Below are 15,356 nucleotides of genomic sequence, written 5' to 3' on the forward strand. Positions count from 1 at the left end.
ATCAGGTCTTCGCCGTCCTGAGATCGACGATGCGCCTGGCCTTGCCCTGTGAGCGCTCAATGCCATCAGGCGGCAACACGCTGACGCGCGCTGAAATGCCGATGGTCTCCTTGATGCGCAGCGAGAGCAGCCTGCCGGCCTCGCCGACGCTGTCGTCCGCCTCACGCCTGCCTTCGACCCGCACTTCCATCTCGTCCATCCGCCCTTCGCGCGTGAGGACGATCTGGTAATGTGCTGACAGCGTTTCGATCTCGAGAAGCATCTCCTCGATCTGTGTAGGAAAGACGTTGACGCCGCGCACGATCATCATGTCGTCGCTGCGGCCCGTGACCTTTTCCATGCGGCGCATGCTGCGCGCCGTACCTGGCAGAAGCCGCGTCAGATCGCGTGTGCGGTAGCGGATGACCGGCATCGCCTCCTTGGTGAGCGAGGTGAATACCAGTTCTCCCAGTTCGCCATCGGCCAGAACGGCGCCAGTGTCGGGGTCTATGATCTCGGGATAGAAATGATCCTCCCAGATGTGAAGCCCGTCTTTCGTCTCCACGCATTCGCAGGCGACCCCCGGCCCAATGACCTCGGAGAGCCCGTAAATATCCACTGCATGCATGTCGAAGGCCTGCTCGATCTCAAGCCGCATGGCGTTCGTCCACGGCTCGGCGCCGAAGATACCGACTTTAAGCGAGGTAGCGCGTGGGTCCATGCCGCGCTTCCTGAATTCATCGAGCACAGCCAGCATGTAACTTGGCGTCACCATGATGACGTCGGGCTTGAAATCGGCGATGAGCGTCACCTGGCGCTCGGTCATGCCGCCCGATATCGGTACAACCGTGCAGCCGAGGCGCTCGGCACCGTAATGGGCACCAAGCCCGCCGGTGAACAGGCCGTATCCATAGGCAACATGACAGACCATGCCCGCCCGCCCGCCGGAGGCGCGAATGGAACGCGCCATGACGTCCGCCCACATGTCGACATCCTGCTTCGTATAGCCAACCACAGTGGGCTTGCCCGTGGTGCCGGATGACGCGTGGATGCGCGCAACCTGCTCGCGCGGCACCGCAAACAGGCCGAAGGGATAATTGTCGCGCAGATCGGCCTTGCCGGTGAACGGGAAATTGGCGAGGTCGGCCAGGGTGCGGCAATCGTCGGGATGGACGCCTTGCGCATCGAAGGCCCGCCGGTAATGCGGCACATGCGCATAGGCGTGATGTAGCGTCGCTTTGAGGCGCGTGAGCTGCAGGGCTGCGATCTCGTCGCGGGAGGCGATTTCGATGGCGTCGAGTGAGGAGCGGGGAGGGGTGAGGTCGATCATCTGACGGTCCACACGTTCAGGCCAGAAGGGAGCCGGGTATCGCGCGTGAATGACCGCGGAATTCCGCAATCACCGTGCCGTCTTCGCTGCGTACCGTGACATCCGTGATGCCCGAGCGCTCGGCCCTGTTGCGCTCGCGCGCCTCGGCGATGAGGCGCATGCCAAGCTTGCCTGGCGCCAGGAAGGTGACGTTGCAGTGCTGCGCCACATGGCGTTGCCCGTGGCTGTTGCAGGCAAAGGCGAACGCACTGTCGGCCAGCAGAAAGATATACCCGCCATGGCACGTGCCATGGCCATTGGTCATCGATGTCGTGACGCTCATGGTCATGGTCGCGGCGCCGGGTCCGATATTTACGATCTCCATGCCGAGATGGCGGGTGGCGTTGTCATCCTTCCACATGGCTTGTGCGGACAGCCTGGCGATATCATCGGCACTGTGTGTCGTCATGTCAGCCGCGCCCCGTGAAATGAGGTGCCCTCTTGTGCATGAACGCGTCGACACCTTCGGCATAATCCTTGCCAAAGCCAAGCCGGCGCTGCGTATCGCGCTCATGGTCGAGCTGGGCGTCGAGCGTCGCTGTTGCGGCGTTGTGGATTGACTGCTTGATGGCGGCAAGCGCCGTTGTTGATTGTAACGCGAGGTGGGCCGCCATGGTTTTCGCTTCGCTCAGCAGATACTCATCCTGCACCACCTTCCAGATCAAACCCCACGCGCATGCCTGCTCCGCTGACAGCGGCTCGGCCAGCATTGCCAGCCCCTTCGCCCGCGCTTCACCCAGCAGATGCGTCAACGTCCACGTCCCGCCTGAATCCGGCGCAAGACCAATCTTCGCGAAGGATTGAATGAACTTCGCCGATTGTGCGGCAATGACAATATCGCCATGAAGCGCCAGATTGGCGCCAGCGCCCGCCGCGACCCCGTTGACCGCGACGATGATCGGCTTTGGCAGCGACCGCAGACGGCGCACCAGTGGGTTATAGCGAAGCTCCAGGCTTTCTCCCAGGTCATTCGGCGTGCCTGTCTTGGGCGCCACCGCGCGATCCGACAGATCTTGGCCCGCGCAAAAGCCGCGCCCCGCTCCTGTGATCACCACAGCGCGGCAATGATCATCGCTCGCGATCTCATTCAGCGCATCAGCAAGTGCCTGGTGCATCTCCAGAGTGAAGCTGTTCAGCCGCTCCGGCCGATTGAGCGTGAGCATCGTCACCCCGCCACTCTTTTCGACCAGTATCGTCTCGCTCATCGCCTGCCTCCCGCCCGCCGGCATGTCGTGCACCGGCACTTTTTCTTTCAGCCACTCTTGCATTATCCGTCCAACCGGTCAATTAATGGAGAGAAGGATCGGACAACGATCCGTATTCAAAGTGGCTGCAGAAAAAGCAACTGAAATGGACGCCGGAACGGGCGCCACAGGGAGGATGACATGACCTTGCATAAATCGCTGGCGATCGCCGCTGGACTTCTGATGGGCGCCACATCACTTTTTGGAGGCGCGCAGGCACAGGACATCAAGGTCGGTGCCGTCCTGTCAGTCACCGGACCCGGCGCCTTCCTTGGCGATCCGGCCGACAAGACGTTGCGCATGTATGTTGACGAGATCAACGCCAAGGGCGGGGTCAAGGGCCGCAAGCTGCAACTCGTCATCTACGATGATGGCGGAGACGCCGGCAAGGCGCGCACCTTCGCCACCCGCCTCGTCGAGGAAGACAAGATCGTTGCCATGGTCGGCGGTTCGTCCACGGGTACAACCATGGCGATGGTACCGATCTTCGAGGAGGCGCAAATCCCCTTCATTTCCCTTGGTGGTGCTGTCGTCATCATCGAGCCGGTGAAGAAATTCGTATTCAAGACGCCGCACACCGATCGCATGGCCTGCGAGAAGATCTTCACCGATCTCAAGCAGCGCAATCTGACCAGGATCGCCCTGATTTCGGGAACGGATGGTTTCGGCAAATCGATGCGCGACCAGTGCGCGGCCGTCAACGCCAAATATGGCGTCGAAATTCTGGCTGAGGAAACCTACGGCCCGCGCGATACCGACATGACACCGCAGCTCACCAATCTCAAGGCGAAGGCGGGCGTCCAGGCGGTCATCAATCCGGGCTTTGGCCAGGGGCCGGCGATCGTCACACGCAATTTCCGTCAGCTCGGTTTTGCCGTGCCGCTCTACCAGAGCCATGGCGTGGCCTCGAAGCAGTATATCGATCTGGCAGGAGATGCGGCCAATGGCGTGCGCCTGCCAGCGGCCGCCCTTCTGGTGGCTGACAAGCTTGCGGCAAGCGACCCGCAGAAGGCGGTCGCCAGCGCCTACGCCACCAAGTTCCAGACTATCACCAAAGAGCCTGTCTCGACTTTCGGCGGCCACGCCTTCGACGGGCTGATGATCCTGGTGGGGGCCATGGAGCGAGGCGGTTTTGACCCCAAGGTGATCCGCGACGAGATCGAGAAGACCAAAGGCCTCATCGGGACCGCCGGCGTCTTTAACATGTCGGCAAGCGACCACATGGGGCTCGACCTGTCCGCCTTCAAGATGCTCGAGATCAGGAACGGCGACTGGGCGCTCGCGGAATAGGTGTCACTCGTCAACCCTGTGCGCTGATCGCGCACAGGGCGTCGTCGTTTGCCGACTGGTCCGCGCTTGTGAGCGAATAAGGCGAGGGGATCGTTAATGCTTGCGCAGTTCCTGCAATTTGCCATGTCAGGCCTCACCGTTGGTGCGGTCTATGGCATCGTCGCACTCGGGTTCACGCTGATCTACAACGCGTCTGGCGTGATGAATTTCGCCCAAGGTGAGTTCGTTATGATCGGTGGCATGGTCACCGTGTCGGCAGTTGGCGCCGGGGTGCCGCTGCCATTGGCCGCACTGATTGCCGTGATCGTTGCCGCGAGCGTCGGTGTGCTTTTGCAACGGCTCGCCATCGAGCCGGTACGAGACGCGCCGCCGGTTGTCCTCATCATCATCACCGTTGGCGCTGCCCTCGTCATCCGCGGCGTGGCGCAGATCGTCTTTGGCAAGCAGCTTCATAAGCTGAGCGATTTTTCCGGTGACACACCGCTTGCTTTTCTAGGTGCATCTATTCTGCCGCAGGCATTGTGGGTGCTGGCCGGCACAGTGCTGATCGTGACGCTGGTGTGGCTGTTTCTGAACCTCACCATGCTTGGCAAGGCGTTGATCGCGACCTCGGCCAACCGCCTTGCTGCGAAGCTTGTCGGTATCAATATCTCGTTTATTCTGGCGCTGGCCTTTGCGCTCTCGGCGGTCATCGGTGCTGCCGCCGGCATTCTGGTCACGCCCATTACCTTCACCTACGCCGAAGTAGGCACGCTGCTGGCGCTCAAGGGCTTTGCTGCTCTCGTTCTGGGCGGGCTCGGTTCGCCGCTTGGCGCCGTCATCGGCGGCCTTCTGCTGGGGCTGAGCGAAGCCTTTGCCGCTGGCTATCTGTCGTCCACCTACAAGGACGCGGTTGCCCTGTTGCTGATGATCGCGGTGTTGTTGCTGCGCCCGGGTGGCATCCTCGGACATGCCGGCGCGGAGCGGGTATGATGGCGCGCTTTCGCCAAAATCGCTGGTTTGAGCCAGCACTCATTGCCCTCATCATCATCATCATTGGCCTCGTCCTGCCCTCGACCTACTATTTCCGGATCGCCACGCTGGTGCTGATCGCCGGATTAAGCGCGACGGGGCTTAATCTTCTCCTCGGCTATGCCGGACAGATCAGCCTTGGACATGCCGGTTTTGTCGGCATCGGCGCTTATGCGGTTGCGGTTCTGCCGGCGAAATTCGCCGTTCCATCACTCCTGGCGATCTTTTGCGGAACGCTCGTCTCCGGCGTTGTGGCATTGATCATTGGCAGGCCCATCCTCAGGCTCAAGGACCATTTCCTGGCGGTGGCGACGCTGGCCTTCGGTATCCTCATTGCCATGGTTTTGAATAATGAGCAGTGGCTGACGGGCGGGCCGGATGGCATGGCTGTTTCCCGTATCGAGCTGTTTGGCATCCGCATCCGCTCGGCCCAAAGCTGGTACTGGATCAGCGGCACAGTACTGGTGTTGGCAGTGGTACTTGCGCGCAATCTCCTCGATTCCTCGACCGGGCGGGCATTGCGCGCGCTCCATGACAGTGAGGTGGCAGCGCGGTCAGCGGGCATCGACGTTGCGCGCATCAAGAGCATCGTGTTCGTTATTTCCGCCGTTTTTGCCTCGCTCTCAGGCTCACTCTACGCCCTGTTCAACGGCCATGTGACGCCGGATATCGCGAGTTTCCTCAACTCGATTGAAATCGTCACCATGGTGGTGCTGGGGGGTATGGGTTCGCTGTCGGGCGGCCTTGTCGGGGCGGTCATCCTGGTTGTTCTGCCGCAGGCATTGTCATTTTTTCACGAATACGAACATCTGCTGCTCGGTGTCCTGATGATCCTCATCCTCGTGTTCATGCGTGCCGGCATCGTGCCAACGCTTGCGGCGCGGTGGGCGAGAGGACGCTTATGAACCTGCTGTCGGTCGAACATCTTGGAATTTCGTTCGGTGGCGTCAGAGCTGTCGATGACGTGTCGTTTTCGATCTCTCCGGGCGAGATATTTTCGATCATCGGCCCGAATGGTGCTGGCAAGACAACGCTGTTCAATCTCATTTCCGGCGTTTATCGCAGCGACATGGGCCGGGTGACATTACGTGGCGATGATGTATCGCGCCTGCCTCCCGAAGCGCTCGCCAGCCGCGGCCTTGCCCGCACCTTTCAGAATTTGCAGATCTTCGCGCGCATGAGCGTTGAGGAAAACGTCATGGTGGGGCTGCATCGCCACGAGACGCGCAATGTCCTGGCGCATCTGCTGGGGCTGCCGTCGGTGATGGCGGAAAACCGCCGGACCCGCGATGAGGCGAGACGCTATCTTGATATGCTGCATCTCCGGCAGGTAGCCGATGAGGTAGCCGGCAGCCTTTCCTATGGTGAGCTTAAGCGCCTTGAGATCGCCCGCGCCATGGCCTCGCGGCCCGACATATTGTTGCTTGATGAACCGGCGGCTGGCTGCAATCCGACCGAGACGGCGGAAATCGACGAGATCATCGTCAGCATCGCGCGTACAGGCGTTGCCATTTTGCTCGTCGAGCATGACATGAAACTGGTGATGGGCGTTTCAGATCGCGTTCTCGTGCTCAATCAGGGGCGGGTGCTGGCGGAGGGTGCGCCGGATGAAGTGGCCCGAAACCCCTCCGTCATCGACGCCTATCTCGGGCACGACAAGGGCGCAGCCGGTGGTGATCATGTCTGAGAGCTCCTTGCTCAGCGTCGAGGGGTTAGAGGGCGGCTATGGCCGCATCCGCGTCCTCCATGCCATCGCGTTGTCGGTCGCAGCGGGTGAAATCGTCACGCTCATCGGCGCCAACGGCGCTGGCAAGACGACGTTCCTGCGCATACTGTCTGGAATTGAGCCGGCCAGCGGCGGGCGGATCATGCTCGACGGGCACGACATTACAACCCTGTCGCCGCATGCGCGCGTGGCGGCAGGGATCATCCAGTCGCCGGAAGGTCGGCAGGTCTTCCGGCCAATGAGTGTGGAGGATAATCTGCGGCTTGGTGCCTATCGCCGGCAAGGGCAGCCGCAGGCCGATCTTGAGCGCGTCTACGGGCTCTTTCCGCTCCTCAAGGAAAAACGCCATCTGGCGGCGGGCGGCCTGTCGGGTGGTCAACAGCAGATGCTGGCGATAGGCCGGGCGCTCATGGGGGCGCCACGGCTTTTGTTGCTGGATGAGCCCAGCATGGGTCTGGCCCCGCTGCTGGTTGAGCAGATATTCGATGTCATACGCACCCTGCGGGCTGATGGCATGACCATCTTGCTCGTTGAGCAGAATGCCAATGCAGCGCTGGCGATTTCTGACCGCGCCTATGTGCTTGAAACAGGCCGCGTGACGTTGTCGGGACCGGCGCGCGATCTTGCCGCCAATGCCGATATTCGCAAGGCATATCTGGGGATTTGACCGGCTTTGGTTGATGGACGTCTTGAACGAGGTGGAAGATGAGCGCGTTGGTCCTTGAAAGCTTTGCGCAAGGTCACTGGGTGGCTGGCACGGGCGCGCCTGTCATGATCGCCAGTGCCGTTACCGGTGAGCCGGTCGCCAGCGCAAGTTCGGACGGCATCGATATGGCGGCCATGGTCCGTTATGCCCGCACGATCGGTGGTGCCGCCTTGCGCAAGCTGACCTTCCACCAGCGTGCCGATGCGTTGAAAGCCATCGCCGGGCTTCTGACCACGCATAAGGACGCCCTTTATGAATTGTCCTTTCATACCGGCGCCACCCGCAGTGACGGCATGGTCGATATCGAAGGCGGTATTGGCACGCTGTTTGTCTATGCCTCCAAGGGCAAGCGCGAATTACCCGATGAAACCTTCCTGCTCGATGGCGATGTCGACTATGCCTCCAAGAGCGGCGCCTTCATCGGCCGCCACGCCTATCTGCCGCGAGAAGGGGTGGCCGTTCATATCAACGCTTTCAATTTCCCCATCTGGGGCATGCTGGAGAAATTCGCTCCCGCCATCCTTGCCGGTATGCCGGTTATCACCAAGCCGGCGACAACCGGCGCCTATCTGGCTGAAGCGGCAGCCCGCCTGATCATAGACAGCAACATCCTGCCGCCAGGTGCGCTCCAGCTCATTTGCGGCGCCACTCATGATCTCTTCGACCATCTCAACGGCCAGGACATGATCGGTTTCACCGGATCGATGGAGACATCGGCGCGGCTGCAGAGCCATCCCGGCCTCCTGAAGAACGCGGTCCCCTTCGTCGCCGAGCGCGATTCACTGAACTGCTCGATCCTGGCGCCGGACATCACGGTGGAAGATCCCGAATTCGAGATTTTCATCCGTGAGGTTTTCCGCGAGATGACCGTCAAGGCAGGGCAGAAATGCACGGCCATCCGCCGTATCCTCGTGCCGGAGAACCGCGCCGAAGCCGTAAGTGCCGCGCTGATCGAGCGTCTGGCCAGGCTCAGGATCGGCGATCCACGGCTTGAAACAACCCGCATGGGCGCGCTCGCCTCGCTCAGCCAGCGCCGTGACGTGCGCGCGCGCATTGCGCGGCTTGCTGGCGAAAGTGATATCCTCTTCGGCGATCCGTCTCAGGTCAGCGTCGACGGCGCTGATGCAATGAAAGGCGCCTTCCTGTCACCGATCCTGCTCAGGGTCCGCGACACGGCAAGCGCTGAAACAGTGCATAACGTCGAGGCCTTCGGCCCGGTCGCGACCCTTCTGCCCTATCGCGCCATCGATGATGCCATCGCTCTTGCCAATCGTGGCGAGGGAAGCCTTGTCGGCTCACTTGTGACCCGGGACGTGGATACGGCCCGCCACGTGATTTTCGCGGCAGGCGCCTATCACGGCCGCATGCTCGTGCTTGATCGCGACTGCGCCCGGGAATCGACCGGGCATGGCGCGCCGATGCCGCACCTCACCCATGGCGGGCCAGGCCGGGCAGGGGGCGGCGAGGAACTCGGCGGGGTCAGGGCCGTCAAGCATCATCTGCGCCGCATCGCCCTCCAGGGCTCGCCTGCCATGATGAGCGCAGTGCTCAAATCATGGATCAAGGGTGCGCCTGAAATCACCCGCGAGCAGCACCCCTTCCGTTACGCTTATGACGCGCTCGTCATTGGCCAGACGTTCCACTCGAAGGAGCGTGTGGTAACGCTTGCCGATATTGAGCATTTCGCCAGCTTTACCGGCGATATTTTTTACGCGCACATGGACGCGGAGGCCGTGAAGGGCCATCCCTTTTTTCCCGGCCGTATCGCGCATGGCTATCTGCTGCTGGCGTTTGCAGCCGGCCTCTTCGTCGATGCCGACAAGGGGCCGGTGCTCGCCAATTACGGGCTCGACAATCTGCGCTTCCTGAAACCGGTCTCGCCGGGTGAAGCGATCAGCGTGCGCCTCACCGTCAAGTCGAAAGCCTCCCGCCACAGGGATTACGGCGAAGTGCGGTGGGCGGTCGAGATCACCAGCTCCGCCGGCGAGCCGGCGGCGACCTATGAACTTCTGACCATGAACGCCCATATCGCTTGAATCGTGATTGAAAGCGTTGCCGCCAAGGTACGCTGATTGAAGGAAAAACCCATGAGAGACGCCTTCATCTGTGACTTCACCCGCACCCCCATAGGGCGCTATGCGGGAGCGCTGAAGGATGTGCGCACCGACGATCTTGCGGCCCATCCCTTGCGCGCCCTGCGTGAGCGCAACACGGGCGTCGACTGGGAAGCAGTCGATGACTGCTTCATGGGCTGCGCCAACCAGGCAGGTGAGGACAACCGCAACGTCGCCCGCATGGCGCTCCTGCTTGCCGGCCTGCCATCGACCATTCCCGGAACCACCATCAACCGGCTGTGCGGCTCGGGGCTCGACGCTGTCGGCATGGCTGCCCGCGCCATCCGCACCGGCGACGCGGATCTTGTGATCGCCGGCGGCGTTGAAAGCATGACGCGCGCCCCCTTTGTTCAGGGCAAGGCGGCGGAAGCCTTCTCCCGGCAGGCGGAAATATACGACACGACGATCGGCTGGCGCTTCGTCAATCCGTTGTTCAAGGCCCAGTACGGCATCGATGCAATGCCCGAGACGGCCGAAAACGTCGCTGCGGAATGTCAGGTCAATCGCCGTGATCAGGATCGCTTTGCGCTGCGCTCACAACAGCGCGCCAAGGAGGCAAGTGAGGCTGGGTTCTTTGCCCGCGAAATCACGCCTGTCATGATCGCCGGCAAGAAGGGTGCCAGCACCACCGTAGCGGTCGACGAGCATCCGCGCGGCGATACGACGTTGGAACAGCTGGCTGAACTGAGGGCACCCTTCCGCAAAGAGGGGGGCACGGTGACGGCTGGCAATGCGTCGGGCGTCAATGATGGCGCGGCCGGGCTCATCCTCGCCTCGGAGGAAGCAGCAAGAAAATATGGTCTCACACCGCGCGCCCGTCTTGTCGCGATGGTGTCGGCAGGTGTGCCGCCGCGCATCATGGGCATGGGGCCTGCGCCGGCGACACGAAAGCTTCTGCACAGAACCGGGCTTGCCTTGCGTGACATCGACATCATCGAACTCAATGAAGCCTTTGCCGCCCAGGCGCTCGCCGTGCTGCGCGATCTCGGCCTGCCAGATGACGCTGACCACGTGAACCCGCATGGCGGCGCTATCGCGCTTGGCCATCCATTGGGCATGTCGGGCGCAAGGCTGGCGATGACGGCGGTCAGTGCGCTTGAGGTGCGCGGTTTGCGCCGCGCGATCGCCACCATGTGCATCGGCGTGGGGCAGGGGATCGCCGCGCTGATCGAGCGGGTGTGAGCAAGATTGCCTCACATCGTCGCGCCGCTAGCCGGACTGGCGATGCGACAACCGTTCAGCGCTAACGGCACACACTCGACGCAAGAGCGTTGCGGGCATGCCTGCCAACCGCCATCCGGCCGATGACCTCACTCGGATCAGCGCTGACGGGCGATCATCGACGATCTATTCATACGAGCCAACATAGTAGTTGACGAATGACGTTTGTAAATATGGTGATCGATTGTTCTGTATTATAATTATCATTCGATAATTGATAGTAATAGCCAAAAAAAGATCATCTGGAATGCCGTGGTACAATAGAAACAATTAAACCTGCAAAAATAAAGCCACATCCAACCACTCGAGCCATACCAAACGGTTCATTTTTAAGCGCGATCGAAAGGAATATTCCAAATACGGGAACCAATAAGAAAAAAGGAGCCACTACCGACGCCGGATATAGCGTTAGCAATTTACCCCAGATCACAAACGCAATGATTGTTGCAAACACAGCCGAATAAATGAGCGACAGGATCGTAATCAAGTTGATATTGATCAAGGCGCCTTGAATAGTTGGCCACCCATCGACGGCAACGGAACACAAAAACAAGGGGATTGGGACAAAAATACTCATCCATACCACGACCCCCAGAATATCGACGGAACCGCCAATTGATTTAAGAATATTGTTTCCTACCGCTCCGGAAACAGCGCCCAAGATCGATATAAACAGGATGGAGACGTTCGTGCTGTTGTCTTTTTCAAATACGAGGACGGCAAAACCAATAATGCCAAGCGCTATCCCCGCCAATTGGCCAGCGCCAATCTGTTCGCGAAACAGCAAAGCGGCAATCGCTATGGTGAAGAACGCTTGGGTATGCGCGAGCAAAGACGCCAGTCCTGGCGTCACACCCTGGGCCATACCTAAAAATTGAAATCCATATTGCCCCACGCCCAGGAAAATGCCAGCCAGGGCGATAATCCAATAAGGAATATTTGGACGCGGAACTACAAATGCAACGGGTAACACGAAACAAAACCGCAATGCAGCAAATAGAAGTGGCGGCATATGTTGGAGCGCAGCGTCTGTGAACAGGAACGTTGCGCCCCAGATTAGAGAAGCCATGGACGCGAGTGTGATGTGGTACACAGACATAGCGCACGTGTCCCTAAATGAATATTCATAATATAGAAAATACGTATTATTACTTTTTTATGCCTATAATTAAACTTCTATTCGCAATAGAATTAATATAAGTGATATCGATAAATCCAGATTTTTGCATAATATATTTTATTTCATCAAAACTGTAGCATTTTCCTTCATATAATGATATCATTAACGAGGAATATTCTGCAATTTGTATTGGTCCATCTTTAGATAAATTAATATGAGCTCCGTATATACCAAGCTGACCGCCTGATGCAAGCGATTGAAAGCGTTTATCTATCAGTAATGCAACTTGAGGTGCGTCCCAATTTTAAAGTACATGAGAAAAAAGATAAATATCATACCATATAGGAAGCGTGAGCGTAAGTTTAAATAGGCCATTTCCCTCTATAAATAAATCCCATGATTTAAATAAAGTTAACATTACATCCAGAGCGCGATATTTAAGACAAAAGTGAGATCAAACATCTTGAGATGTAAATGAGTGATTTCCTATCAAAGTAAAAAAATTTAGATGGGTAATAGCGGCGATAAGCATATCGGTTGCATAAGCACTGTCTCTTAAATAGATTAATTTCTCGAAACCAGCAATATGAGCTAGCTCGCTTGTTCCTGTGACATGCGCCATCAATCCACCTCGCGCAATTTGTAAGCAGATTTTCTTGTTGCGATTTAAATGCGATAATAATAACTAATCGTTTGGATTATTTATAATTTGATTGTGAATTATTATATCATATTAACATGGATACTGAACAGGAAAGAGATATTTCAACATGTCATCTGTTGATTTATTTTGATCGTTATCGGTTGTAATTTCAACTGAGTAGTCACCCTCACATCGTCGCGCCGATCTGCCACGGCACGAACTCGGCTTCGCCATAACCAAGATCCTCGGATTTGGTATGCGCGCCGGACGCCACCTGGAGGAGGCGATCGAAGATTTCGCGCCCTTTATCCTCGATGCTCACCCCGTCGAGCACGACGCCGCAATCGATATCGATATCCTCGCTCATATGCTGGTAGATGGCGCTGTTGGTGGAGAGTTTCAGCGAGGGCGTCGGCTTGCAGCCATAGGCGGAGCCCCGCCCGGTGGTAAACGCCAGAAGATTGGCGCCGCCCGCGATCTGGCCCGTGGCGGAAACCGGGTCATAGCCGGGCGTGTCCATGAAGACGAGGCCCTTTTCCGTCACCGGCTCGGCATAGCGATAGACGGCCTCAAGCGTCGTTGAACCGCCCTTGGCGGCCGCCCCCAGGGATTTTTCAAGGATGGTCGTCAGCCCGCCCGCCTTGTTGCCGGGCGAGGGGTTGTTGTTCATGCTCATGCGCGCGCGCGCCGTGTAGTCTTCCCACCAGGCGATGATGTCGAGGAGTTTGCGCCCGACCGCCTCGCTGCGGGCGCGCCGGGTCAGCAGATGTTCCGCGCCGTAGATTTCCGGTGTTTCCGACAGGATCGCCGTCCCGCCCTGCCTCACCAATTGGTCAACTGCCGATCCCAGCGCCACATTGGCGGTAATGCCGGAATAGCCGTCCGAGCCGCCGCATTGCAGTGCCAGCATCAGCTCGCTGGCCGGTGCCGTGTCGCGCCTTGCCCGATTGGCGATGGGCAGCATCGCCGTGATCGCCTCAACGCCGGCCGCCACGGTCTTGCGCGTGCCGCCGCTGTCCTGAATGGTGAAGGTGCGGAACGTCTCGCCCTCCTTCAGCCCGTAGGCCTCCTTGTAGCGCCCGATCTGGAAAGCCTCACAGCCAAGGCCTACCAGCAGGCTGGCGGCGATGTTGGGGTTTGAGGCGTAACCGAAAGTGGTGCGCTTCAGCGCTTCAAAACTGTCGCCTTCGGCGGCAATCCCGCAGCCGGTGCTGTGGACGAGCGCGATCACCCCGTCGACATGGGGATAATCCTTGAGGATGCCGGAGCGTGCGATTTCCTCGGCCATGTATTTGGCGACCGTTGCCGAGCAATTGACGCTCGTCATCACGGCCACATAATTGCGCGTGCCAACCTTGCCATTGGCCCGACGAAACCCCTCGAATGTCGCGCGCTCGCTGTCCGGCAGGATGGCGCGCGGCTGTGCCGCAACCCCGATCTCGGGATCGCGCGCGAAGGTGTCAAAAGCGCAATTATGCTCGTGGATCCATTCGCCCGGCGCAATCGTCCGTTTGGCAAAGCCGATGATCTGGCCGAATTTGATGACAGGTTGTCCATCGGCGATCCCGGTAACGGCGATTTTGTGACCCCGCACGATGCGCTCGCGCGCCAGCGCTGTCTCGACCATCGTTCCTGCCGGGACAATATCGACCGCGACGCGCAGATTATCGTCGGCATGAAGGCGCAGTGTGCGGGTGGGTGTGATCGTCATGGCTCAGTGTCCTGAAATGGCCGCCGCCAGCCTCGCAGATTTGGCGGCTGGATCTGTTATCTTGTTGTCGAACTGGACATTTGATGCGTCAAGCTGTATTCCAGCCAGTGAAATTCGGCCTGGCCATTGGCAGTTTTTTCGGCGCTTCAACCTGCACAGGGCATCGTCGCTGGCAAAATGAGAGGAACACATGCCGCTCCAGCCTACCACAAAGCGCCTCACATCAGTCGATATCGCCAGCATGAAGGGCGGCACGCCGATCGTCGCCTTGACCGCCTATCATACGCAGACCGCCCGCCTGGTGGACGGGCTGGCTGAAATCATCCTGGTGGGCGACAGCCTTGGCATGGTGATGCACGGATTTGAGACGACCGTGCCGGTGACCCTGGAGATGATGATTTTGCAGGGGCAAGCGGTGATGCGCGGCTCCGCAAGGTCTCTGGTGGTCGTCGATATGCCGTTTGGCTCCTATGAAGAGAGCCACGAGCAGGCGTTCCGCAACGCCGCCCGCATCTTGAAGGAGACGCATTGCGGCGCAATCAAGCTCGAGGGCGGCGCGCATATGGCTGCGACGATCGAGTTTATGGTCAGGCGCGGCGTGCCGGTCATGGCGCATATCGGCATGACGCCGCAAAGCATCAACACGCTGGGCAGCTTCAAGGCTCTGGGTCGTGAGGAGGCAAGCTGGAAGCGCTTTGTCGACGATGCGAGAGCGGTTGCTGAGGCTGGTGCGTTCTCGGTCGTTGTCGAGGCGGTGGCCGAGCCGCTCGCGGCAAAAATCACGGATGAGATTGCGATACCAACCATCGGCATTGGCGCCTCAGCCGCCTGTGATGGCCAGATCCTGGTGCTTGAGGATATGCTGGGGCTTTCCGCCCGCGTTCCCAAATTTGTCAAGAAGTATGGCGCGATTGGCGATCAGATCAGGCAGGCGATCGAGGATTACGCGACCGAGGTGCGCGCACGCACCTTTCCCGCCAAAGAGCACACCTACGACATGAAGGGGTGAAAGGTCGCCCGGCCGGCCAAAATAGGCCGCAGGCTGCCTCGATGGCGTCAATCACTCCAGGGCCTTGCTCAGCAAAATATGGAAACCTGAACCGCACTGGGTTTGCCGGAGGGCTCAACTCCTGAGAATGTGGAGCCATCATGAGCAAGACGACGAACAAGTTTTCACCCGAAGTCCGCGAGCGTGCCGTCAGGCTGGTGCTCGACAATGAAC

14 protein-coding genes are annotated in these 15,356 nt (G+C 59.2%); 8 read left to right on the top strand and 6 right to left on the bottom strand.

What is annotated here, in order from left to right:
• Position 1: 1 nt before the first annotated feature.
• Genes paaK through paaG form a run of 3 tightly spaced genes read right to left on the bottom strand, consistent with a single transcriptional unit; the run spans position 2 to position 2,553 of the window.
• Positions 2-1,309, bottom strand: coding sequence for a phenylacetate--CoA ligase PaaK (gene paaK / locus ACINK1_RS12470; protein ID WP_376800702.1), 1,308 nt, complete (start codon positions 1,307-1,309; stop codon positions 2-4).
• A gap of 16 nt (positions 1,310-1,325) precedes the next feature.
• Positions 1,326-1,757: a hydroxyphenylacetyl-CoA thioesterase PaaI gene (gene paaI / locus ACINK1_RS12475; protein ID WP_376800703.1), complete on the bottom strand. Its 432-nt coding sequence runs from the start codon at positions 1,755-1,757 to the stop codon at positions 1,326-1,328.
• Position 1,758: 1 nt separating this feature from the next.
• Entirely contained in the window at positions 1,759-2,553 is a 795-nt protein-coding gene (gene paaG / locus ACINK1_RS12480; RefSeq protein WP_376800724.1) for a 2-(1,2-epoxy-1,2-dihydrophenyl)acetyl-CoA isomerase PaaG, read from the bottom strand.
• Positions 2,554-2,733: 180 nt separating this feature from the next.
• On the opposite strand from paaG, the gene ACINK1_RS12485 reads away from it, so the two are divergent.
• The 7 genes from ACINK1_RS12485 (at position 2,734) to pcaF (ending at position 10,621) form a co-directional block, all read left to right on the top strand.
• On the top strand, positions 2,734-3,882 hold the full coding sequence (locus tag ACINK1_RS12485; RefSeq protein ID WP_376800705.1) for an ABC transporter substrate-binding protein: 1,149 nt from the start codon (positions 2,734-2,736) through the stop codon (positions 3,880-3,882).
• Between the two features lie 96 nt (positions 3,883-3,978).
• Positions 3,979-4,854 carry a branched-chain amino acid ABC transporter permease gene (locus ACINK1_RS12490; protein ID WP_376800706.1) on the top strand — a complete coding sequence of 292 codons (876 nt, stop codon included), beginning with the start codon at positions 3,979-3,981 and terminating at the stop codon, positions 4,852-4,854.
• Positions 4,854-5,798 carry a branched-chain amino acid ABC transporter permease gene (locus ACINK1_RS12495; RefSeq protein WP_376800707.1) on the top strand — a complete coding sequence of 315 codons (945 nt, stop codon included), beginning with the start codon at positions 4,854-4,856 and terminating at the stop codon, positions 5,796-5,798. The genes ACINK1_RS12490 and ACINK1_RS12495 overlap by 1 nt, the downstream gene beginning before the upstream one ends.
• A complete protein-coding gene (locus ACINK1_RS12500; protein WP_376800708.1) occupies positions 5,795-6,580 on the top strand; it encodes an ABC transporter ATP-binding protein in 786 nt (261 codons plus the stop codon). The genes ACINK1_RS12495 and ACINK1_RS12500 overlap by 4 nt, the downstream gene beginning before the upstream one ends.
• A 7-nt stretch (positions 6,581-6,587) precedes the next feature.
• A complete protein-coding gene (locus ACINK1_RS12505) occupies positions 6,588-7,286 on the top strand; it encodes an ABC transporter ATP-binding protein (protein WP_376800725.1) in 699 nt (232 codons plus the stop codon).
• 38 nt (positions 7,287-7,324) lie between these two features.
• Entirely contained in the window at positions 7,325-9,361 is a 2,037-nt protein-coding gene (gene paaZ / locus ACINK1_RS12510) for a phenylacetic acid degradation bifunctional protein PaaZ (RefSeq protein WP_376800709.1), read from the top strand.
• Between the two features lie 51 nt (positions 9,362-9,412).
• Positions 9,413-10,621, top strand: a complete 1,209-nt coding sequence (gene pcaF / locus ACINK1_RS12515; RefSeq protein WP_376800710.1) for a 3-oxoadipyl-CoA thiolase — start codon at positions 9,413-9,415, stop codon at positions 10,619-10,621.
• Positions 10,622-10,898: 277 nt separating this feature from the next.
• Here the strand turns inward: pcaF and ACINK1_RS12520 are convergent, their stop codons facing one another.
• The 3 genes from ACINK1_RS12520 to ACINK1_RS12530 form a co-directional block, all read right to left on the bottom strand.
• A complete protein-coding gene (locus tag ACINK1_RS12520; protein ID WP_376800711.1) occupies positions 10,899-11,759 on the bottom strand; it encodes an EamA family transporter in 861 nt (286 codons plus the stop codon).
• 475 nt (positions 11,760-12,234) lie between these two features.
• On the bottom strand, positions 12,235-12,402 hold the full coding sequence (locus tag ACINK1_RS12525; RefSeq protein WP_376800712.1) for a hypothetical protein: 168 nt from the start codon (positions 12,400-12,402) through the stop codon (positions 12,235-12,237).
• A gap of 208 nt (positions 12,403-12,610) precedes the next feature.
• Complete coding sequence (locus ACINK1_RS12530; protein ID WP_376800714.1) at positions 12,611-14,134, bottom strand: UxaA family hydrolase; 1,524 nt, start codon at positions 14,132-14,134, stop codon at positions 12,611-12,613.
• A gap of 190 nt (positions 14,135-14,324) precedes the next feature.
• Here ACINK1_RS12530 and panB point away from each other — a divergent pair, with 190 nt between their 5' ends.
• The gene (gene panB / locus ACINK1_RS12535; RefSeq protein WP_376800715.1) at positions 14,325-15,143 is read left to right on the top strand and encodes a 3-methyl-2-oxobutanoate hydroxymethyltransferase; all 819 of its coding nucleotides are present in this window, start codon (positions 14,325-14,327) and stop codon (positions 15,141-15,143) included.
• Positions 15,144-15,356 lie beyond the last annotated feature (213 nt).

The sequence above is a fragment of the Raskinella chloraquaticus (SeqCode) genome (genome assembly GCF_021731865.1).
GTDB lineage: Bacteria > Pseudomonadota > Alphaproteobacteria > Rhizobiales > UBA4765 > Raskinella > Raskinella chloraquaticus.